The 21,611-nt window shown below is 67.5% G+C and carries 20 protein-coding genes; 13 read left to right on the plus strand and 7 right to left on the minus strand.

Translation table 11 applies throughout. The features are described from left to right. Positions 1-470: 470 nt before the first annotated feature. Together ACQB60_RS07150 and ACQB60_RS07155 are read left to right on the plus strand one after the other, a co-directional pair. Positions 471-1,538: a PucR family transcriptional regulator gene (locus ACQB60_RS07150; RefSeq protein ID WP_496924970.1), complete on the plus strand. Its 1,068-nt coding sequence runs from the start codon at positions 471-473 to the stop codon at positions 1,536-1,538. Between the two features lie 678 nt (positions 1,539-2,216). Next, positions 2,217-2,987, plus strand: a complete 771-nt coding sequence (locus tag ACQB60_RS07155) for a transposase family protein (RefSeq protein WP_496924971.1) — start codon at positions 2,217-2,219, stop codon at positions 2,985-2,987. Between the two features lie 164 nt (positions 2,988-3,151). Here ACQB60_RS07155 and ACQB60_RS07160 read toward each other — a convergent pair whose 3' ends face one another. The 3 genes from ACQB60_RS07160 to ACQB60_RS07170 form a co-directional block, all read right to left on the minus strand. Then, complete coding sequence (locus ACQB60_RS07160; protein ID WP_496924972.1) at positions 3,152-4,252, minus strand: IS110 family RNA-guided transposase; 1,101 nt, start codon at positions 4,250-4,252, stop codon at positions 3,152-3,154. Positions 4,253-4,469: 217 nt separating this feature from the next. After that, on the minus strand, positions 4,470-5,312 hold the full coding sequence (locus tag ACQB60_RS07165; RefSeq protein WP_496924973.1) for an IS5 family transposase: 843 nt from the start codon (positions 5,310-5,312) through the stop codon (positions 4,470-4,472). A gap of 47 nt (positions 5,313-5,359) precedes the next feature. Beyond that, positions 5,360-5,965, minus strand: coding sequence for a TetR/AcrR family transcriptional regulator (locus ACQB60_RS07170; protein WP_496924974.1), 606 nt, complete (start codon positions 5,963-5,965; stop codon positions 5,360-5,362). A 92-nt stretch (positions 5,966-6,057) separates the two neighbouring features. On the opposite strand from ACQB60_RS07170, the gene ACQB60_RS07175 reads away from it, so the two are divergent. After that, on the plus strand, positions 6,058-7,260 hold the full coding sequence (locus tag ACQB60_RS07175; protein ID WP_496924975.1) for an MFS transporter: 1,203 nt from the start codon (positions 6,058-6,060) through the stop codon (positions 7,258-7,260). A gap of 98 nt (positions 7,261-7,358) precedes the next feature. Here the strand turns inward: ACQB60_RS07175 and ACQB60_RS07180 are convergent, their stop codons facing one another. Genes ACQB60_RS07180 through ACQB60_RS07190 form a run of 3 tightly spaced genes read right to left on the minus strand, consistent with a single transcriptional unit; the run spans position 7,359 to position 8,526 of the window. Next, positions 7,359-7,673: a DUF7701 domain-containing protein gene (locus ACQB60_RS07180; protein WP_496924976.1), complete on the minus strand. Its 315-nt coding sequence runs from the start codon at positions 7,671-7,673 to the stop codon at positions 7,359-7,361. After that, the gene (locus ACQB60_RS07185) at positions 7,670-8,146 is read right to left on the minus strand and encodes a RipA family octameric membrane protein (RefSeq protein ID WP_496924977.1); all 477 of its coding nucleotides are present in this window, start codon (positions 8,144-8,146) and stop codon (positions 7,670-7,672) included. Before ACQB60_RS07185 ends, ACQB60_RS07180 begins: the two co-directional genes overlap by 4 nt. After that, entirely contained in the window at positions 8,143-8,526 is a 384-nt protein-coding gene (locus ACQB60_RS07190; protein WP_496924978.1) for a TIR domain-containing protein, read from the minus strand. Before ACQB60_RS07190 ends, ACQB60_RS07185 begins: the two co-directional genes overlap by 4 nt. Before the next feature lie 273 nt (positions 8,527-8,799). Between ACQB60_RS07190 and ACQB60_RS07195 the strand changes: the two genes are divergently transcribed. Both ACQB60_RS07195 and ACQB60_RS07200 read left to right on the plus strand, forming a co-directional pair. Beyond that, the gene (locus ACQB60_RS07195; RefSeq protein ID WP_496924979.1) at positions 8,800-10,338 is read left to right on the plus strand and encodes a hypothetical protein; all 1,539 of its coding nucleotides are present in this window, start codon (positions 8,800-8,802) and stop codon (positions 10,336-10,338) included. Positions 10,339-10,866: 528 nt separating this feature from the next. Beyond that, on the plus strand, positions 10,867-11,778 hold the full coding sequence (locus ACQB60_RS07200; protein WP_496924980.1) for a DUF5655 domain-containing protein: 912 nt from the start codon (positions 10,867-10,869) through the stop codon (positions 11,776-11,778). 92 nt (positions 11,779-11,870) lie between these two features. On the opposite strand, the gene ACQB60_RS07205 is transcribed toward ACQB60_RS07200, so the two are convergent. After that, complete coding sequence (locus ACQB60_RS07205; RefSeq protein ID WP_496924981.1) at positions 11,871-12,617, minus strand: DNA-methyltransferase; 747 nt, start codon at positions 12,615-12,617, stop codon at positions 11,871-11,873. Between the two features lie 644 nt (positions 12,618-13,261). Here ACQB60_RS07205 and ACQB60_RS07210 point away from each other — a divergent pair. The 8 genes from ACQB60_RS07210 to ACQB60_RS07245 all read left to right on the plus strand — a co-directional run bounded on the left by ACQB60_RS07210 (position 13,262) and on the right by ACQB60_RS07245 (position 21,611). After that, positions 13,262-14,410: a C40 family peptidase gene (locus ACQB60_RS07210; RefSeq protein WP_496924982.1), complete on the plus strand. Its 1,149-nt coding sequence runs from the start codon at positions 13,262-13,264 to the stop codon at positions 14,408-14,410. Between the two features lie 79 nt (positions 14,411-14,489). Beyond that, complete coding sequence (locus ACQB60_RS07215; RefSeq protein WP_496925629.1) at positions 14,490-14,798, plus strand: DUF6112 family protein; 309 nt, start codon at positions 14,490-14,492, stop codon at positions 14,796-14,798. Then, positions 14,798-15,490 (plus strand): hypothetical protein, encoded by a 693-nt coding sequence (locus tag ACQB60_RS07220; RefSeq protein ID WP_496924983.1) that lies wholly within the window; start codon positions 14,798-14,800, stop codon positions 15,488-15,490. The genes ACQB60_RS07215 and ACQB60_RS07220 overlap by 1 nt, the downstream gene beginning before the upstream one ends. 34 nt (positions 15,491-15,524) lie before the next feature. Then, on the plus strand, positions 15,525-16,913 hold the full coding sequence (locus ACQB60_RS07225) for an SCO6881 family protein (RefSeq protein ID WP_496924984.1): 1,389 nt from the start codon (positions 15,525-15,527) through the stop codon (positions 16,911-16,913). Between the two features lie 90 nt (positions 16,914-17,003). Next, positions 17,004-18,473: an SCO6880 family protein gene (locus ACQB60_RS07230; RefSeq protein WP_496924985.1), complete on the plus strand. Its 1,470-nt coding sequence runs from the start codon at positions 17,004-17,006 to the stop codon at positions 18,471-18,473. Between the two features lie 42 nt (positions 18,474-18,515). Beyond that, positions 18,516-18,971, plus strand: a complete 456-nt coding sequence (locus tag ACQB60_RS07235; protein WP_496924986.1) for a DUF6238 family protein — start codon at positions 18,516-18,518, stop codon at positions 18,969-18,971. A 20-nt stretch (positions 18,972-18,991) separates the two neighbouring features. Continuing rightward, on the plus strand, positions 18,992-20,569 hold the full coding sequence (locus ACQB60_RS07240; protein ID WP_496924987.1) for a putative type IV secretion/conjugal transfer ATPase: 1,578 nt from the start codon (positions 18,992-18,994) through the stop codon (positions 20,567-20,569). Next, the gene (locus ACQB60_RS07245) at positions 20,562-21,611 is read left to right on the plus strand and encodes a hypothetical protein (RefSeq protein WP_496924988.1); all 1,050 of its coding nucleotides are present in this window, start codon (positions 20,562-20,564) and stop codon (positions 21,609-21,611) included. Before ACQB60_RS07240 ends, ACQB60_RS07245 begins: the two co-directional genes overlap by 8 nt.

Genomic DNA, 21,611 nt, shown 5'->3' on the forward strand with positions numbered 1-21,611 from the left:
GCTATAGGCGGGATGAGAGAGGCGCCTACCGCCCGGTGCTCGCCGATGAGCACGACAAGCGGGGTCGGATTCCGGCATCAGTAGTCGCCCTTCGGCATCAAGAGAGCGTCAAGACTGCCGGATCCCGGCAGTGCGACACGGTGTGGATCCGCGCCATGATGACGGCGGCAGGAACGGGGGCGAGGTCTCGGTGCCGGGCCCCGCTACGGGCGTCCGGCACCGAGGCAGCGGCGGCAAGGGCGAAGAGCCTCAGACGTCACCGAACTGCGAGCAGGAGCCGCGCACACGCGTTGGCGGCGCCCCGATCCCCCGTCGGGCCGCCCCGGCCCCACATGGCAGAAGGCTCACAGGCCCCGTGCGCCGACCCACGCGAACTGCCGCTCTCCGGCAACCCACCGACCCCGCCGCCTGCCTTCACCCCGACTTGCGCTAAGAAGGCGTTATCAGCACATCAAGATCCGGGGGCGAGCGTGGCAGCAGCGACAGAACGGGACATACCCGAGGAGTACTTGGACGGGTACGTCGGCATCCTCGCCGACGCCTGCGCGACCGGACGCCGACTGACCCGCGATGAACTCGACTCCCGGCGCACGCTCGGAGAGCTCGCGGCCGACGCGGGGCTGGGCCTGCGCGCCCTTGTCGCCGCACACCTGGCCTCGGCCCGCGCGCACCTGCCTGGCACCGGCGCGGACACCGACAGCGTGCTCGCCGTGGCCGCGCAGGCCGTCGACGCGTTCGCCGAAGGCTACGAGCGGGCCCAGCGCCACGCCGTACGCCAAGAGGAGGCGGCGAGGCGGGAGTTCATCGACGACCTCCTCTACGGCCGCAGCGACCTGGGCCAGCTGGCCGAACGCGCCGAACGGTTCGGCCTGCGCCTCTCCTACGAGCACGCGGTCGCAGTGGCGCAGGGCGAGAACGCGTACGAGGAGAGTGACCCGGCCCCCCGCGAGGTCGAGCGCGCCCTCATCGCCCGCTTCGGCGACCGCAGCATCCTGCTCACCACCAAGGACGGCCGCCTGGTCTGTATCGCCCCCGGCGACCAGACCGATGTCCTCACCTTCTTCGCCAAACAGGCCCATGCCGCCACCGACGGCGGCCGGGTCGCCATCGGCCGCCCCCAGCCGGGTCCCGGTGGCGTCGTCCACTCCTACGAGGAAGCCTTGAACGCCCTCGACCTGGCCCAGCGACTGGACCTCGACGCCCCCGTCCTGCACGCCGCCGACCTGCTCGTCTACCCCGTCCTCACCCGCGACCGCCAGGCCATGGCCGACCTCGTCAGCAGCACCCTCGGCCCACTGCAGAGGGCCCGCGGCGGCGCCCAGCCTCTCATCGACACCCTCACCGCGTTCTTCGACGCGGGCTGCGTCGCCACCGAGGCCGCCCGCCGCCTGACCCTGAGCGTGCGCGCCTTCACCTACCGCCTGAACCGCATCCACCAGCTCACCGGAGCCGACCCGTCCGATCCCGTCCAGCGCTACACCCTGCAGACCGCGGTGATCGGCGCCCGGCTTCTGGACTGGCCCACGCAGCAGTTCTGAAACGGATGCAACTACTCCCGCGGGAGTGGCGCAAAGACACTTCGCCCGCCTGCCGCCCCCGCCTCTCTCCCGCCGCTTGCCGCTCGCGTCGCGGTACCGGATGAAGGAGGGGTACGGGCAACGAGTGGACCGGCTGCACGGGCACGTCTTGGCGAACGCGCCCCTGCCGCGGGCGAGGTGCCTGGTTGACGGCTATATGAAAACTCCGTCAACCCTCGCGTGAGCAGGGCCTTTCCTGGGAAAAGGTCAGGATCATGACACAGATGATCACGACCTCCACCCGCCCTGCTCACCCGGTACGCCAACTCCTCGCCGCCTCGGTCGGCAACGCCGTCGAGTGGTACGACTGGTTCTCGTACACGGGCAGGCGGTCAGCATACGCCCTCACCCCGGACCAGCCACTTTGCAGGTCAGGCCACATTCTTGCGCGAGGCCACCGAATGCAGGTGCGACAGGGTTCGATCACCTCTGGCAGTCTCCATGCTGACCGCTTGCTGACTTTGCTGACGACCCATCAGGAAGATGGTGACTCTCGCCATAGGACGCTCCGCACAGCCGACACGGCAGCTCCGCCCACCGGCGAAATCAAGAACAAGGTGCGATCACGCAAGATCCCTACGACGCGCAACGTCCTTTAAAGCGTGTTGCACAAGGCCGTGAGCTGGGCATCTCCGGTGTATGGCTGGGGTGTTGAGGGCCGAGCGGGTGTGGGTGGAGACGTTCACCGGGCTGTCGATGGATCAGTTCGGGCGGCTACTGAAAGTGGTCCGGGACCGCGGCGGCAACGGCACCTTGCGGGGCCGACCATGGAGCCTTCGGCTGGCCGAGCGGGTCCTGGTGGTGGCCGTGTACTACCGCACGAACCTGACCATGCGGCAGCTCCGGCCGCTGTTCGGGATCTCCTCCTCGACGGTGTGCCGGGTGATCCAACGACTCGGCCCGCTGCTCGCATTGGAGCCCGTTGCCCGACCGGCCGATGCGGCCGACCGGTTGTGGATCGTGGACGGCACCCTGGTCCCCGTCCGCGACCGCAAGGTCGGATCCTCCTCACGTAACTACCGGTTCTCGGCGAACGTGCAGGTCATCGTGGACGCGGACACCCGCCTCGTGATCGCGGCGGCCCGGCCGGTGCCGGGCACCACCGCGGACGCCCATGCCTGGCGGGCCTCCGCCCTGGCCGAGCAGTGCCGGGGCGTGACCCTGCTGGGCGATGGCGCCTACCTCAACTGCGGGATGGTCACCCCGCACCGCAAACGCCCCCGACGGGCCCTGCTGGCGGGCGAGGAAGACGACAACGCGGCCCACCGCACGGTCCGCGCGAGGGTGGAGCATGTGATCGGCCGGATGAAGAACTACAAGATCCTCCGCGACTGCCGGCAGCACGGCGACGGCCTCCACCATGCGGTCCAGGCCGTCGCCCACATGCACAACCTCGCCCTCGCATCATGACCAGAGAACCGTCTCAACGGGCCTGACCTGCCCGAACACGGCCTTGTGCAACACGCTTTAGGGCCTGTTTGAGATGTGTTCGGTCGGCTCACCGGTACTGGCGTATCAAGGTGACCTGGATGGTGGCCTCGTATCGGCAGGCGAGCTTGATGCCCCTATGGATGTCAAGCGGCCAAAGCTTGCTCCTGGTGCGTCGTGTGGGCTCGGATGATGATCGTGTAGAGCTCTCGGGCGACGTAGCGTTTGAGGCAGCGGATAGCTTCGCGTCGTGTCTTGCCTTCGGCGATGCGTCGCTCGACGTAGTTGCGGCTGCGGGTCTCCCACCGAAGACGGGCTAGGACGATGGTGTAGAGGGCCGAGTTGGCCTGTCGGTCACCGCCTCGATTGAGCCTTCTGCGCTGCGTCTTGCCCGAGGAAGCTTCGACCGGGCTGACACCGCAGAGTGAGGCGAATGAAGCCTCGCTGTGGAGTCGCTCGGGGTTGTCGCCTGCAGCGATGAGGAGCGTTGCCGCGGTGTCTGAGCCAACTCCGTAGCACTCAAGTAGTTGAGGTATATGCAGGGTGATCACGTCGGTGATCTGCTGTTTCAGTGCCATGATCTCGTCGTCGAGTTCCTCGACGCGGCGGGCCAGGAGCCTCAAGGTGAAGACAGCCGCTGCTGCGGCCGTGCCGGCCGCGGCCTTCGGCAGTGCGATGCAGGCTCGGACGAGCTTGGGAATGGTCAGTCCGTCCAGAGGCTCTCGTAAGTCTGGGCTCGCCGTCACAAGGACGGCTCGGAGCTGATTGATAGCCTGGGTGCGGGCGTTGACCGCAGAGACCTTGGCCATCTTGAAGAGCCGGAGTGCTTCGGCCGGGCCGTCCGCGAGCTTCGCCGTCGCAGTGGCCCTGCCGGACAACACAGCATGCGCTGCCGCCTCGGCATCGATGGTGTCGGTCTTGCCTCGCCGGCGCCGAGTGGCCTTGTCTGGCTGGTTCACCTCGATCACCGCCAGACCGTTGCCCTGCAGGAAACGACTCAAAGCCGCTCCGTAGGAGCCGGTGCACTCGACTCCCGCTCGATCGACCGTGCCGTGCGAGCGGGTCCAGTCCAGCAGTTGCTGGTAGCCGTCGGCCGTGGTGGGGAAGCTGCGGGTGTCGATCAGCTTGCCGGTAGTGGAGACGACGGCTGCCACGTGTGTGTCCTTGTGGGTGTCGACGCCAAGGACGACCTCTTGGTGGCGGTCACGGTGCAATCGGGCCGGATGGGCCACGCTGGCACTGGTCATCGGTCTCCTGCCATCGAACCGGAGCTGGCGGCCGTCGCCGGGGTGGCCGGGTGGTCAGGACTGTGACGGTGCCTGTCGCGAAGGCCCCTATCGGGACACACCCTTCTGCCTGGCGGCAGCGAGTGCCGCCCCAGACAGAGGTCGACAGATCAAGACGCAGGACATGACAGTCAGTCGTAGCGCGGGTCAGACCACCGCCGAGACGGCTCCGCCATCCTCACAGTCGTAGCGCGTCGCTACGCCTCGGGCCTGCTTCATTCAACAGCTCAATCCGGCACTCGACCTTGTGCCGGGCTTTGTATCGCTCCGCGTCGAAGCCGGGAAGTCGTCCGCCAGCCGAACCGCGCCGGAGGCGATGTCCGGCCTGGTCCTGCTTCTCCGGGATCGTGTGCGCGATGCCGCGGCGGCGCAGGTCAGAGCGAATCGCGCGTGAGGAATAGGCGCGGTCGGCCAACACGTGGTCGGGCCGGGTGCGTGGGCGTCCACCGGCCGGGCGGCCCACACGGATGCGTTGCATCAGGGGTAGGAACTGTGGGGCGTCTCCGCGCTGTCCGGCGGTGACGATGACGGCCAGCACGTGCATCGAGGCGGTGACCGCTAGGTGGACCTTGCGGGTCAGGCCACCGCGGGAGCGGCCGAGACCGTGGTCATCGGGCTCGACGCTCACCAGCGATTCCGGCACCGCGGGCGCGCTGGCTGCCCCCTTTTTGCGGGCTCCGGCAGCGTGCTGATGCGCCCGGCAGACGGTGGAGCCGATTGACACTTCCCAGTCCAGGATCCCGTCGGCGTCGGCGGTAGCGTTCAACGCCTCCAGGATTCGGGCCCAGGCACCGTCGCGCTGCCAGCGGCGAAAGACTGCGTATGCACTCGCCCACGGTCCGTAGCGCTCGGGGATGTCACGCCACGGCGAGCCGGTCCTGGACCGCCACCAGATCGCGTTGAACACCTGGCGGCGGTCCCTGGGCGGGCGTCCCATCGACGGTATCGGCGGCAGTAGCGGCTCCAGATGCCCCCACTGCTGGTCTGTCAGGTCTCCACGGCTCACCGGGAGATGACGCACCGGAGGTGATCAACGCCCCGAACCGGCCCTCGCATCTCCCGTCGGCGTCAGGCGGGTTGCTCGGGTGCGGCCCCCAGGGCCCCGATCGCGAGATCGATCGCGGTGGTCATGCACTTCAGATCGTGTCCTGCGCGCTCCCGCACCCGCAGGCCGAGCACCGTCGTGAACAGCAATTCCACGGCGCCGTCGATGTCGAGATCGGTGGTCAGCTCACCTCGCTCCCGCCCCTCGGCCAGCACCGCATGCAGGGCCTGCCAGGTGACCGCGAACGCAGCCTCGGTCCGCTCCTGAACCTGGGCGTCAGTGGTGCCGAGTTCGGTGGTGGTGTTGACCACGAAGCAGCCGCGGCCCGGCTTGCCGTCGGCTGGGCAGGTCACCAGCCACAGCATCCATTCCCGCAGCACCTCACAAACTGGGCGGTCACTCGCGTCCAGACGCTGTCGGGCCTGCGTCGACTCGGTGGCCCGGTAGTGGTCGAGCGCGCGTAGGAAGAGCGTGTGCTTGTCCGTGAACGTCCGGTACAGGCTGCTGGGCGTGAGCTTCAGCTCGTCGCCCAGGTCGCGCACCGACGTGGCGTGGTAGCCGCGCCGCCAGAACAGCTCGGTCGCCGAGGTGACTGCGTTCTGCTCATCGAACTGCCGGGGACGTGCCATGACTTCACCTTACCCAACTTGTGGAGCGTTCGCTCCCATACTAGGGTCCCGGTTCGGGAGCGAACGCTCCCGAACTGTTGGAGGAGGATCCGTTGACGACCGCAGAACAGACCCCCACCCAGACACAGGAACCAGGGACCCCGGACAGGAGTCGCTGGCTGGCGGTCTCCGCGGTGACTCTGGGCACCTTCCTGCTGGTGACCGCCGAGCAACTGCCGATCGGCCTGCTGACCTCCGTGGGGTCCGCGCTGTCGGTCTCCGAGGGGACGGCAGGGCTGATGGTGACGGTGCCCAGCATCGTCGCCGGGTTCGCGGCACCGCTGGTCCCGATGCTCGTCGGGTCGCTGGACCGCCGCATCCTGCTGCTCGGACTGATGGCCCTGATGACCGTCGCGAACCTGGGCTCCGCCCTGGCGCCGAACTTCGCGGTGCTGGTGGGCTCCCGGGTGCTGGTCGGCATAGCGGTCGGCGGCTTCTGGGCGGTCGCCGCCGGCCTGGCGGTCCGGCTCGTTACCCCCGCGGACGTGCCTCGCGCCACCGCGGTCATCTTCGGCGGCGTCGGAGCCGCGAACGTGTTCGGCGTCCCGCTCGGCACCCTGGTCGGCGATCTGACCGGCTGGCGCACCGCCTTCGCTTCGCTCAGCGCCCTGGCACTCGTGACCCTGATCGCCCTGCTGGCCGTACTGCCGAAGCTGGTCGCCTCCCAGACCATCCGCGCCAAGCTGCTGGTGGAGCAGTTCCGCAACCCAGGCGTGCGCGTCGGCATCACCGCGACGGCGCTCCTCGTGTTCGGACACTTCTCCGCCTACACGTTCGTGAGCCCGGCCTTGCAGCAGCTGTCGGGGATCAACGAGCGCTACGTCGGTCCGCTGCTGTTCGGCTTCGGCGCGGCCGGCATGATCGGAAACTTCGTTGCCGGTGCGGCGCTTTCCCGCCGCGTCCACCGCAGCGTGCTCACCATCGCCGTAGCCATGACGGCCACCATGCCCCTCTTCCAGCTACTGGGCCAGACCGCGGTCAGCGGCGCCATCCTGCTGATCGTCTGGGGTCTGGCCTTCGGCGGCGTGTCTGTGGGACTCCAGACCTGGATGATCAAGGCCGCTCCGCAGGCCGTGGAAGCTGCCTCCTCGCTGTGGGTGGCGGTGTTCAACCTCTCCATCGGCTTCGGCGCACTGGCCGGCGGCATCATCGTCGACACGCTCACGCTCCAAGGCGTGCTCTGGCTCGGCGGCGCCTGCGCCTTGCTCGCAGCCCTGGCGATCTGGACCGCCCGCAACAACGACGCCGTACGCTGACCGAGATCCACTCGGGCTGGCCGGGCACCGGCGAAGGACTTCCGGTGCCCAGGCAGCCCGCACTTCCGAAATCAACATTCCAAACAGGCCCTAGTTGATCAAGTCTGTGCTGAGCGGCGCTGAGCTGCGCCTTCCTGCCGGGCAGCCGCGCGGATGGCCATGGCGTACGGAGCGTCGAATGCGCGTGTCTCGGGATCAAGGTCGTGGAAGGGCACGAGCGCCGTGTGAGTGTCGTCCACCGAGCCCATCCAGGCCGACCAGGCGTCATGAACGTCTTCATCGGTGACCTGCTCGCCTTTCGCTCTCAGGAGTACGGCGTAGATGCGGAACAGGCCATCGGAGTCCTCGGGCGGCTCGGCGCTCGCAGGCAGACAGGATCGGATCAGGCTGGCGAGGTCGTCTATGTAGGTCACAGGCTCAGTCTGCCGACGAAGATGAGCAGGTGCGCTCCGACGAACACCACGGGGATGGTCCGCTCGGAGGTGCCCAGCTCGGCATACCGCTTGCGCCAGGCAGGGATCGGATCGTTCTTCAGCTCTTCCCACTCGTCACCGAAGATCTTGACGGGGAGCCCTTCCTCCATCTTGATGATGCCTTTGAACTTCGCCGTGTTGAGGTCGCGGTAACTGCGCAGCTGCATCCACCACGCGGCCGACAAGGTGAGACCGGCTAGGGCCACTGCCAGTGAAGACCACCAGGGCGATGCGGAGAGCTTCGGGAACCCTAAGCCGATCAGGGCTACGAACGTGGTCTGCACCGTCAAGAAGAACGCGTTGGCGGTCCCACGGCGAGCGGAGACGCGGTCGGCCATCTCCACAGCGAGCTTGTACAGCTCAAGAATCTCCCCCCGGTCGCGCTCCTGGGGGCCTTCGGGGGGCGGACTCACCTTCCTCCTCCGACGAGGATCTTCAGATGCTCCCAGGTCCACCGGTAGACCTTGTCCGTCGGCTTGGCGGTGCCCGGCTTCTTGCCTGTCTTGTCGGAGTACCCGTTCAGGAGGAAGTAGGCGATCCCTTCCTCCTGGGCCATGGACAGCTCGATGGCAACGCCAACCGCAGTGTTCGTGTGCTCCCCGCATACGACGATGACGATGTCTGAGCGTCTGATCCGGGCGCGGGCCTTGTCCTTCCAGTCCGGCGACGCCTCCTTGATCGACCAGTCGTGGATCTCAAACGGCGAGTCCGGGTGCCTGGCCTGCCCGACCAAAAGGTCCTTCAGCGCCTTGTCGTAGTCGTAGTCGAAGCTGACGAACACTCGCTTGGCCATGCTGTCTCCCCTACCCAAGTGGCCTTACCTGGCCGCATGTTAGACCCGCCTGCTGGCACTCGATGGGTCCGATGAGCCCCGACCGTGCACACGTCGGTGCTTTCGTCGGCTCGCTGCTCGACACGGCGAGTTGTCCGACGGGGCCATACCGGATGGCTGACGCATCGAGCACACTCGTCTGAGTGCACGACCGCGATGAGGAGCCGCGAGTATCGGTGAGCACCAGACCCACGCTCTCGGCTCCGTATATCTGGGAGCCAGGGAAGGTGTGCAATGTCGCGAGACGACCCCAGGGCCAAGACGATTGAGCTGATGACATTCGCTATCTACACCATCGTGCTACTAGGCGGTCCGGTTCTTATTTCTCTCGGCGAAAAGAAGAACCTCATCGTGCTGGGGTATATAGGCGGGGCCTGGGCTCTCTTCGTGTTCGCCGAAGACCGCCACTTCAAGGCGAAAGCAAAAAGGAAGAGCAAGGAGCGGGAAAGGAGTCCGCAGAAATATGATCGACACTCCAGCCACACCCCGGAGGAGGCGGCACGTCGAAGGTCCGCAGGCGTCTTGAGCCTGTCTGGGTACGCGTTTCAGATTTGCTCAGTGGCGATGCTGGCAGGCTATCTGACGGCTATTATTCTGCGAGTTGACGCACCCACGATCTACTTTGATCTATTCATCGCCTTCGTCTGCGGGGCCGTTTTCAATCTCGGTAGCAGACTTCACCGCAAGGCATTCGAACGATCTTCCGACATTCGAGCGCTACAGCAAAGTTACGGGCTGACTCCAGGACGCCTCGAAGACCTGCCCGTCAAGTCGCACCTCGAAGAGGAAAGCAGTCTGGCCCGCAGTAGCCGGAAGCAGTTTCTTTTCTACCTTCCAGTATCGCTACTTTTTATCCTTTTCCCAGTAGGGCTCATCTACTCTGAGCTGCGGCGGGGAAACCCGCATCTGGTAATCGTAGGGGCGAACCTCGTTTCTCTCGCGGTGGGGGTTCATCTACTTACCCGTTCCCAGCGCTTCATGCGTGCCTACATGGGGGCGGTGCAGCCGCTGCTCGACCCTGCCAAGCCCCTGGCGACCGGAAGCTATTCCCTGCTCCTGAGGCCCTTCGTGGAAGATCGAAAGATGTCCAAGCCGAGCCCCATCCCGTCACTCTTCTCCACTCTCTTCGGATACATCAACATCGGGCAATCCGATTTTGGCGCGTCGGAGGAGAAGAAGATGGCGGGGGCGTTCTCTTGGACCGGTCCGCTCGTAGCCGTCGGAGCTCCGGGTGAGAAGCTACCCCCCTTGGGGGCAGTCAGAACCTACATGCCGAGCAGTCACTGGAAAGTTCCGGTCCGTAAACTCATGATAGAAGCACGCGTAGTCTTCCTCATCTTAGGCAAAGGTAATGGGACCATGTGGGAACTGCGAGAGGCATGGAAGATCCTTCCCCCAGAGCGTTTAGTTTTACTTGTTCCCATGAACCGGACAGAGTACAATTCTTTCCGTTCGAAGTTCGGACGCGACTTCTCCCTCCCGGAAAGCCAGCCAGAGACCGGGAAAGCGTTAGACCGGAAGGCGCGAGGGAGTGAATCTCGACGACCCCCTATGCTGCCAGAGTACAAAGATGGGTCTTCGGTGAGACTCTTCAGGAAAATCTTCTTCAATGTCCGGTGCCAAGGGGTGGTGTACTTCAACTCGGCATGGGAGCCTACTTTCGTTCCTCTGCCCTACATGTTCGGATACCAGCACAAACTGGCCAGGTCGCTGGATAAGGCAATGCTTCCAGCTGCGCGGCAGATCTTCGAACGCGAGGTTCAACGGACGTGACGCCGCTGAACTTGGCCTTCCGCCACGATTGCAGTTCTCTCGGGACCGTGTGTGGTTGTGCCACGCGCGCGCCTACGCCCTGCACCAGTCAACGGCGGAGAACTGTCTGCCGCGACAGCAGTTGGCAGAAGCCAGCGGCGTGGTTCGGCTGCTGCCACCAGCGGTTACTGCATATTCGACGATGGAGCCGTCTGCTTGGCCATGAGAAGCCGGCGCACGAGATCCAGTGCAGCGGAGAGGTCCTCTGACCAAACGGCTTCAGCGCCAGATCCGGCCTCACCAGAGTGGGGGCCTTCCACCCGTGGCAGGCCATCGAGCCCCGGCGGTGGGAGTGGTAATGAGGGCAGCAACGACGGCGGAGTCCATGACCGATGGTCCTGCCGCGGCTCACAGGCTTCCGTCCGTCATTCTCAACCACCGTCAGAACCGTTGAGGTGGGCGGCAGCACAGCCTCACCACTGCCGGAATAAACGCCTCCCGGCTTCGATTGTTCGTTCGCAGCGATCAAGGCGGCAAGACGGGGGACGAATGAGCAACCTGAAGGTCTTCAAAGTGACAGGCGGGCAAGTCTCCGAGGTCGCCGGAGCCTCGGTGAGTGTCGAGGTCGAGCTGCAGCGGCTGATCGAAGCCAACATGGAGACCGTGCTCGGCATCCGCTTCCTGGCCACCGAGTACCGCACAGGCCGTCACGGAGGCCGGATCGACTCCCTCGGGATCGATGACAACGGCACGCCGGTCATCGTGGAGTACAAGAGAACCAAGGACGAGTGCGTCATCGTCCAAAGCCTGTCCTATCTGTGCTGGCTCGGCGACCACCACCACGAGTTCGAGAACCTGGTCCGGGACAAACTCGGTAATGAGGCCGCCAAAGAGATCGACTGGAACGCCCCTCGAATCGTTTGCGTCGCCGGCTCCTTCACCCGCCACGACACGGCGGCCATCGAGATGATCAAGCATCGCATCGACCTCGTGACGTACAAGGTGTTCGACGACGCGCTCACCCTGCAGCTCATCGCCGCCAATGGCGGTTCGGGGACGTCAGCGCGGAGCGGGACCATGAGCCTCTCGCGTGCCCCGTCGGCTCCGAAGTCGGTCGAGCAGTACCTCGACGGCGCGTCCGACGAGCTCAAGGAGCTCTACGCCGAACTCGACGAACTGCTGCTGGCACACCGCGATGTACGCAAGGAGCCCCAGCTCCACTACGTCGCGTACCGGCGGATCCAGAACGTCGCCACGGTGCGCGTGCAACCCCGTAGTCGGCGGCTCGTGGTCAACCTGAAGCTGGATCCGGGCACGGTGGAGCTGCGTGACGGCTTTTGCCGGGACATGCGCGGCGTGGGGGTTCTCGGGCTCCGAGGTGGGGTCGAGGTGCGGATCGGCTCGCGTGAGGATCTCGTCTATGCGACCCCGCTGATCCAGCGCAGCATCGACGAGTCGTAACTCCTCCTACGAGGGAGGGCGGTTGCTCCACCACCACAGTGGAGCAACCGCCCTGCCTACAGTCTGCTCTCGCCGTTCGATCCCTCTTGTTCTCATTCTTCGGGACCGGCGAGCTCGAAGTCGTCCTGCGTGAGTGAGCCACGCAGCCGTTGTTCTGCGATGTCGGCGTAGTGGTCGGACAGTTCGACGCCGATGAAGTTGCGGCCTTCCTGGAGGGCTGCGACTCCAGTGGTGCCACTGCCGGTGAATGGGTCCAGAACGGTTCCGTCTTCGGGGCAGACCTGAACAAGCTTACGCATCACCTCGACGGGCTTCTGTGTGATGTGGACGCGGTCCTTGCGCGGCTGTGAGGCGACATAGTGGCCGGGCAGGTAGATGTTGCGTGTCCTGTCGAGGGTGCCCTTGACGCCCCAGATGATGAACTCTGAGTCCTGCTTGGGGCCGCCCTTGCGGGGCCGTGAGGCGGGCTTGATCCACGGAAGGATGCCGTTCCAGGTCCACCCCGCCAGCTGCAGCGCGTCCGTCGTGGTGGGTGCCTGCCGGTAGTCCGTGAAGACCATGGCGATGGCGTGCTCGCGGCTGGCGCGGTACGACTCGGTGAGCAGTTCGGTCAGCCACCGCAGGTAGGAGCGCTGATCCCGGTTCTCCCCGGGGAAGTTGGCCAGGTCGTGGGCAGCATCGCCGGAGGTGTACTTGGCCCGTGCGCTGCGGGACGTGCGCTCGCTGCTGGTACGGCCGCCGCTGTTGTACGGGGGATCGGTGATGACGGCATCGACGCTCTCGTCGGGTAGGCCGGCGAGCACGGTCAGCGCGTCACCTCGGTGCAGGGTGTACGCCATTGCGCGGTTCTCACTTTCCGATGGGCCTTGTGCGGCGGCACGCGGTCGCGCGTTTGCGCCTATCGCGCACATCGGCCGGGGCGGCTCCGTGGTGGCTGCGGAAAACAGACGCCCGGATGGGGACTGTGCTGGAGGTTAACCGGGCTTTCCGGCCGCGCCTAACGGCATGCCGCTGCACGGAATCAGATGGCTCTCGTCGCTCGGAGAAGAGTCGTTTGGAGCGGCCGGATTTCGTCTCTACAGTCTCGCCATGTTCGCAGGACAGGGCCTGTCCCGGTACCTGGTGAGCCACGCTGATGCGTGTTGTCCCGCCCAGACAGGACGCGCCTTTCGCAATCAGCGACAGCCCGCTCTGCAGCGGAAGGGATTCTCTATGTGGCGCAAGAGATTACGAGCGCGGCTGGCTGCCGCTTCTCAGTAAGGGTCTTCCAGGGGCCGCGAGTTGGCGGCTTGCGGCCCCTGGTCCTCACGCCCCCGCCTTCCGGGGTGCGCATTCATAACTGGTGCGGCACTGGCGGCCTTTTCGACGAGAACGCCTGTGCCGTTCCGCCTACGAGCAAGGAGCTGCAGATGCGGCATGCCCATACACGTCTCTCCCCCGGGGCTAACTCGCCTACCCGGCACGTGACGTTCGGCTCTCGACCGTGAAGGCGTTCGCGGGCATAGCCGGGGCCGTGGTGCTCAGCCCGGTGCTATTGATCTCGCCGATTGCTGTCGCGCTCGCGGGTGCGGGTGGCGCTGAGGCCGCCTGCGTCGACGATGGTGCGTCGGGTGTGGATTCCGCTGCCGTCGCCAAGCAGGTGAAGTCGATCCTCAAGGGTGGCGGCAAGGGGTCGGTGTCGGTTTCGGGGCTGGATGATCCCAAGGAACAGATCCCCAATGCCCAGAAGATCCAGGCCACAGGTGTCTCCATGAAGGTGCCGGCGCGCGGGCAGGTCATGGCGTTGGCAACGGCTCTACAGGAGTCGGGGCTGCGGAATCTCGACTACGGGGACCGGGATTCACTCGGTCTCTTCCAGCAGCGGCCCAGCCAGGGCTGGGGATCGGCGGAGCAGGTCCGCGACCCTGTGCATGCCTCGAAGAAGTTCTACCAGGGGCTGCTCAGGGTTTCGGGCTGGCAGTCGATGACCGTGACGCAGGCCGCGCAAGCTGTCCAGCAGAGTGGTTTCCCCGATGCCTACGCCAAGTGGGAGCCGCTGGCTACGGCTCTACAGAAGGCGGTCGCCAAGTCGTTTTCCAAGGGCGCGGATTCCGGCAAAGAGCAGGACAAGGACGGCGGCGCCAAGGACCAGGCGCAGGGCGGGGGACCCGCGGGGTGCGGGACGGGTGGTGAGGACGGGGCCGCGTTCGGCCCGATCCCCGCCGGGTCCGTGCCCAAGGGGTACAAGATCCCGGCGGATGCTCCCAAGTCGGTGCGGACGGCGATCCGTTGGGGCCTGGGACAACTGGGCACCCCGTATCAGTGGGGTGGCGAGTGCACGGATCCGCGCGGGCAGGATCCGATGGGCCGGTGCGACTGCTCCTCGTTGATGCAGGCGTCCTACAAAGCCGGTGGCGTCTCGATCACCCGGACCACCTACACCCAGGTCAACGAGGGCAAGGCGGTGGCCGTCGATGCCCTCAAGCCCGGTGATCTGCTGTTCACCCGCGGTACGGCCGAAGTCCCGGAACACGTCGGGGTGTTCATCGGCGGGGGTCTGATTCTGCAGGCTCCCCGCACCGGCGACGTGGTCAAGATCTCGACCCTCGCTGACTGGCGGCCCGACATTCTCGCCGCCCGCCGAGTCGTCTGACCGGCCCCTCCTCCCCCTCTTCATCCTCCGCTCCGCCCTCACGGGTTCTCGCATGCCCGTATCCGAACTGGAGTTCCACATGAAGCTCATGCAACACGCCCAGTACCTGGCGTACAACCCCGGTGTCACACCGAAGGAGGGCGGCCTTCCCGGCCTCGACGTGCTGAAGAACGTGATCTCGTCGATCAACCTGTTCGGGATCATCGCCGTGGTCGGGGCCCTGGCCGTCAGTGCCCTCGTCTGGGCCTGGGGCCACCACAGCGGCGGCCACCAGGCCGAGGCGAACGGCAAGAAGGGCACGGTGGTTGCCGCCGGATGTGCCCTGCTGCTGGGCGCCGCGAACGGCATCGTGGCGTTCTTCAGCGCGATGGGGACGCAGGTTCACTGATGCTGAAGAAGCGTTCCTCGTCCGCCAATCGGCGCCCACTCGAAGCACCGCCCGCCGTGGCCCGGCGCCTACTCATCGCCGGCACCGTCCTGGCCGTGCTGACGGCTCTCGCCGGTCTCCTCGCGTACCTGACGCGTGAGGAGAGTCCGACGCCCACCCCTGCCAGGGATGCCGAGCCGTCCGCCTCCACACCGGCTTCGCCCTCTCCGCCGTCGGCTCCGGCCCGAGGTGTGGCGGTGGCAGCGCCGCCGAAAACCAGCGATCCGATCGCGTTCGCCAAGGCGGCCACGAAGGTGTTGTGGACCTACGACACCCGTACCTTCTCGCAGGCCGAGCACCTGTCGGGGCTCAAGCGCTGGATGACCGGCGAGGAGAAGTACTCGGACTTCACGTCGGTGAAGCAGCAGGTGCCGAACCCGGTGCTGTGGTCGCGGATGAACGACAACCGTCAGCACGCCCGCGCCAAGGTCGGCGAGGGTCACTTCCCGCAGGCGTTCAAGACGGCGCTGGCCAAGGACCCCGGTGCGATCACCGAGGCGTACGTCTACGCCGTCACGGTCACCGGAAAGCAGGCCATCGCCTGGAAGGGCTCGGGGGCTGGTGCCGAGTCCCGCTCCACGACCCTCGCCGTGCAGTGCCGCCCTCATCACGACTGCGCCCTGGTCGGTGTCCTTCCGCAGGTCGCGCCGTGAGCGCCCGTAACTCCGCAGAGAGGGAGGTGTCCTGATGGGTGCCTGTGACCTGCCACTGATGAACACGGTGTGCGACGCCGTCGGCGGTGTCGTCAGCGAGACCGGTGAGGCGGTCACCGACGGCATCGGCGCGTGGATCGCCAAGTCGATGGGTGAGATGGCCCAGTCCGCGGCTGACCTCGCCTCCAAGGCCGTCGACAAGACCACCGCTATCGATCTCAACGCCGGGTGGTTCCGCGACAACTACGAACTGCTGCTACCGATCGGGCTCGTCCTGACCGTCGGCACATTCTGTCTGCAGCTGGCCCGCGCCGCCTGGCGCCGTGATGAGCGCGCCCTCGCACAGGCCATGACCGGCACGGTGGCCGGGATCATCTTCGCGTTCGCCGCTATCGCCTGCACCACCGTCGCGCTCACCGTGGTCGACGCGCTCAGTGCGGGGTTGTTCAAGGCGGCGGGCAGCTCGCTGTCAGATGCGGTCCGCCGCATGGTCAAGGTGAGTTCGCTGGGCTCCATGTACGGGATGGGCTGGGCGGTTGCCGCCTTCGTCGCCCTGACCTGCGCGGTCGGCTCGTTCTTGTTCTGGGCGGTGATGGTCGCCCGCAAGGTCGGCATCCTGGTCCTGGTCACGCTCGCGGTGTTCGCGGGTGCCGGAGGCGGCTGGGAGGTGGCCAGGCGCTGGCGGCGCGGCTGGATCGAAGCCACCGGCACGCTGATCGTCAGCAAGCTGCTGATGACGATCGTGTTCCTCCTGGGCATCTCGGCGCTCGGCAAGTCCGACGCCAAGGACGGCCTGGGCACCCTGTCGGACGCGATGGCGGGCATCGTCGTAATGGTGCTCGTGCTGCTGTGCCCGTATGTGACGTACAAGTTCGTGCACTGGGCGTCCGACAGCGGCGGCCAGGACGATCTCCATCGCTCGGGTGTCGCAGGGCTCGCGGTCGCCGCCGGGGCCGCGAAGACCGCGGGCAAGCTCGGGATGCAGGCGGCGACCGGCGTGCCCGCGCCTCAGGGGCCAGCCAAGGTTCCCGGACAGGGCGCGGACGGGGTCGCCTCGGGGATCGATCCGAGCGGGGGCTCCGGAGGCGAGCCGAAGCCGACGCACTTCCGCTTCGGCGAGGACCCCAACGCCACCGGGGACAAGGGGCAGTCGCTCATCCGCCGCCCTCCCACGGACGGTGACCGGGGTCAGGCGTTGATCCAGCGTCCCGGTCAGGGCGGTGAGGCGGAGGCCGACTCGGCGCCTGTGTCCTCCGGGCCGACGCCCGAGGGCGCGCATGTTGCGCCGCCGCAGGTGACGCGACTGGATACGCCGGCGGCACGCCGCAGCGCACCGCCTTCGGGTAACGGCCCCTCCCCACAGGGCGGGAGCACGCCACCGCTGTGGGTCTATCCCGAGCCCCCAGGTGATTCGAGTTCGTAGCCCCCAGCTGACAGGGGTGGGCTGGCCCAGCGGCCCGGCCCGCCCCCGTCCCCCTCTCCTTCTTCTCCACGTTCCAAGGACGGCTCCCCCATGCTCAACGACACGTCTCATCCCGACGGCCCGGCCACGATCAAGTTCCCGCACCGCTCACGACGGGGTGTGCTGCTCGGCCTCTCGGCCCCTCAGCTCATCGCGGTCACCGTCACCGGCCTGCTCCTGCTCGCCGTGCTCCTGACCTCCGGCGTCACCGGGGCGCTCAAGCTGATCCCCCTGTGGGCCGTCATCCTGGCGGCGGTCTTCGTCCGCCATCACGGGCGCTCGCTCGCCGATTGGTCGCCCATCGCCACCCGGTACGCGCTGCGCCGTCTGCGCGGCCAGCTGATCTGGCTCACCCACCCCTCCACCCGGCCGCAGCACGAGGGCCTGCTCCATCTGCCGGGCACCGCCGCCTCGTTGCGCGTGGTTACCTCCCCCGACGGCCGTCTCGGAGCCGTGCACGATCCGCACAACGGCACGCTGACCGCCGTCGTGAAGGTCTCCTCGCGTGCCTTCGCCCTGCTCGACCCGGCCACCCAGACCGGCAACGTGACCGGCTGGGGGCGCACCCTCGCCGCCTTGGCGCGCACCGAGCACATCGCCCGGATCCAGGTCCTGGAGCGGACCGTCCCCGACTCCGGAGACGCGCTCAACCGCTACTGGCACGAGCACGGCAACGCCGAGACCCACCTGGCCGGACCCATCTACGCCGATCTGCTGGCCGCCGCAGGTCCGGCCGCAGCCCCGCACGAGGCGTACGTCGCGCTCGCCCTCGACCTCAAGGCGGCCCGCCGCCTGATCAACCAGGCCGGGGGCGGACTGACCGGCGCGTTCACAGTCCTGGCCCAGCTCACCTCCACCTTCGACCAGGCCGCCCGCAACTCCGGCCTCGCACCGAGTCCTTGGCTGGCAGCGCGTCAGATCGCCGCCGTCATCCGTACCGCCTACGACCCCAAGTCGTCCGCCGCCCTTGACCAATGGTCGGCGTCTGGCCGGCCGCAGGCCGAGGCGTCGTCCGCGGGCCCCGTGGTCCTGGTCGAGAAGGCCGACCGCATCCAGACCGACTCGGCCCACCACGCCACCTTCTGGATCGAGAACTGGCCGCGCATCGAGACCAGCCCCGGCTTCCTGCACCAGCTGCTGTTCACCTCCGGGGTACGCCGCACGCTCTCGTTGACATACGCGCCCAAGGGTCTGGACGCGGCCCTCAAGGACGTACAGCGCCGCAAGGCCACCGTGATCGCGGACGCCGCCGAGCGACAGCGCAAGGGCCAGGTCGACTCCGAAGAGGACTCCGTGGAGTACGCCGACATCAAGCAGCGCGAGCGCCAGCTGATCGCCGGGCACGCCGATGTCGCGCTCACCGGGCTGCTGACCGTCTCGGCTGACACCGACGAGCAGCTGAACGCCGCCTGCGCGGCCATCGAGACGGCCGCCGTCGCCGCCCTCGTCGATCTGCGCCTGCTCACCTGGCAGCAGGCCGAAGCCTTCACCAGCGCCGCCCTGCCCCTCGCCCGCCCGTAGCGCACCCGCTCTACCACCCCGCGCTCTACCGAAGGGCACAGCATGCCGACCGAGCCCCTGCCCGAACTGGCGGCGGACTTCATCCCGTTCGCCACCGCGGCGCTCGACTTCCACCGCGCGATCAACATCCCCCTCGCGCCGGTCGCCGCCAGCCGCACCGAGCTGGACTCCCTGCACGCCCACCTCGTCGCCCTGTACGGGCTGCTCGATACCCACGCCGCCCGGACCACCCCGGTCGCCGCCGCCGAGGGCGACCATCTGCGGGCTTGCCGGATCCGGCTGTGGCAGGCAGCCGAGCACCTCCACGCCGCCTTCCACGCGGCTCCGCATCCGGGCACCGGCCGCCTCCCCGAGCGGGAGGCATGCCGGGCCCGCACGCCCGAGGGAGCACCCGAGCTCACCGTGTGCCAGCGCCACCTGGCCACCGCCACGCACGTCCGCCGTGACCACACACCGGCCGATCTCCGCGACCCGTTCACCGGCCTCACCCGCCACTGACCGCCAGGAGCACCATCACCATGTCCTCCCGCGCCCGCGCCAGCGCCAGCCCGCTGTTCGTCCCTCGCAAGAGCGACCGTCGTACGGCCCGCGCCGCCCGCGACCAGTTCGCCACCGCACGCGACAAGGCCCGCCACGCCACACGCCCCAACACCCGCCCCACCGCGCCCGGCACCGATCCCGAACTGCGTGCCACCTTCCCCGCTACCGGCCGCCCCGGCCCGGCCTCCGCACGCGGCGGAAAGCTCAAGCTCCCCGCCCACCGCATGACGACCGCCACCGCCTCGGGGGCGTACCCCTTCCTCGCCGAGGGCGGCCTCGGGGCGCAGGGCATCTACATCGGGCGCGACGTCCACGCCGAGGCCGCCTTCACCTACGACCCGTTCGCCCTGTACGGCAAGCTCGACGGGTTCACCAACCCCAACATCCTGCTCGCCGGGATCATCGGCATGGGCAAGTCCGCCCTGGCCAAGTCCCTTGCCCTGCGCGCCGTCGCCTTCGGCTACCGCATCTACGTCCCCTGCGACCCCAAGGGCGAGTGGACTGTTGTCGCCCAGGAGTTGGGCGGGCACACCATCGCCCTCGGCCCCGGACTGCCCGGCCGCCTCAACCCCCTCGACGCCCCCGCCAAGCCCCACGGAACCAGCGAGGAGGACTGGACAAGCGAGGTCCGCAAGCGACGCCTGCTCCTGCTGGGCTCGCTGGCCAAGACAGTGCTGCGACGCGACCTGCACCCCATGGAACACACCGCGCTCGACGTGGCACTCGACCAGGTCGTCGCGCACGCCCAAGCGGCCAGCACCACACCGCTGCTGGGTGATGTGGGCCGCGTCCTGGGCTCGCCCGAACGACTCGACACAGCCCTCGGCGAGCTGTCCGGACGGCTCGGCCAGGCCGCCGAGGACCTGGCTCACGCCCTGCGGCGGCTCGTACACGGTGACCTGGCCGGGATGTTCGATGCGCCCAGCACCGTCGCCTTCGACCCGAACGCGCCGATGCTCTCCATCGACCTGTCCCGCCTGGGCGGTTCAGGCGACGACACCGCACTCGTCCTCGCCATGACCTGCGCCTCAGCCTGGATGGAGTCCGCCCTCGCCGACCCCACCGGGGGACGGCGCTGGGTGATCTACGACGAAGCATGGCGCGTCATGCGGCACGTCGCCCTCCTCGAACGCATGCAGAGCCAGTGGAAGCTCAGCCGAGGGCTCGGCATCGCCAACCTCATGGTCATCCACCGGCTCAGCGACCTGCTCACCGCCGGCGACGCCGGATCCCGCGGACGTGCCCTGGCCGAGGGCCTGCTCACCGACTGCTCGACCCGCATCATCTACCGGCAAGAAGCAGACCAACTCAGCTCCGCTGCCGCCCTGTTGGGCCTGACCGGCGTCGAGACCCAGGCGGTCGCCGCCCTCACCAAGGGACGCGGGCTGTGGAAGGTCGCAGGCCGCAGCTTCATCACACAACACCTCCTTCACCCCCGCGAACGCGAGCTGTTCGACACCGACGCCCGCATGCACGCCAACCCTCGCGAGTTCACTCCCCCTGACGGTTCCCGCGCTCCAGAGCGGGCCCGTGAGGCTGGAGCCCTCCATGGCTGAGCGGACGGGCCTTGCCGTGTTCGCCGGGGAGCTTGCGGATCGGCTGCCCGGCACCTGGGCTGCCGCTGTAAACGAACACACCTCCCACGCCGATCAGTTCCAGGTTGCCGAGCGGGTCTGGAGTCGCGGCACTGTGGGGTGTGTCTTCGACGAGTTCGCAGTCAACAGGCACGCCGTGCTCACCAGTGACTCCCATACTCACCTGGTCGTCATCGACCGGCCCCAGCGCACACGCGAGTTCCTCGTCGCCGCGCTGGAGCCCCGCGGCAGCGGTTTCGCCGCGCTCGGCCTGGCGCCCGACGGCATCGCCGTCAGTGGCGATCCGGTACGTGCGGCGTCCCGGGTCGAACGCCGGCTCCTACCCCGGTACGAACAGGTCCTCCGCGACGTCCTCATCGACCGACTTGCTGGAGCCGTGCGGACCGGAGAGCGGGTCCTGGCCGACTGGGACGCCGTCTCGGACAGCCTTTGCGACGCCGAGGGCTGGCCGCTCGATGATCGCTATGGCCTGCGTCAGCAGCAGCGGGACGCCGACATGTGGGCCCAGTTCGCTCCCTTCCTCGATCACGGCCCGGCGCTGGTCGACCACGCTGAGCAGACGCTTCCCCTCTTCACTGCCGCTGATCGTGCGGCCGGACGCTGGCCCTCCCGGCTCCACACACTCCGCGAAGCGCTGAGGGGCGGTGCGGAAGTCGAGTCCCTCCACCAGGAGGCCGTACAGGCGATCCTGCCCGACCACCCTCGCAGCGCCGAGACGTACGCCAACGCGATCGCCCTGCGCAATGCCGAAGGGTGGCACTACTCCCTCACTTGGATGGACAACGCCAGCGTCCTGGTCGAAATGGCGCATGCCGAGAAGGAACTGCCCACTCCATCAAGTCGTCCGGCTGGTCGAGTCCAGGGCCCGTCAGCGCGGACCGAGGCTGCCCGTGCCTGGTCACCGTATGCCCTGCGCGTGATCAACGCGGCGATCGAGGAAACGGTTCTCGGCTCGCCGCCGATGCGGCCCTTCAACTCCGCCCGGCCACCGCGCTCGCGCTGA

Origin of the sequence: Streptomyces odontotermitis, from assembly GCF_050510915.1 — a bacterium.
Classification (GTDB): Bacteria; Actinomycetota; Actinomycetes; order Streptomycetales; family Streptomycetaceae; genus Streptomyces.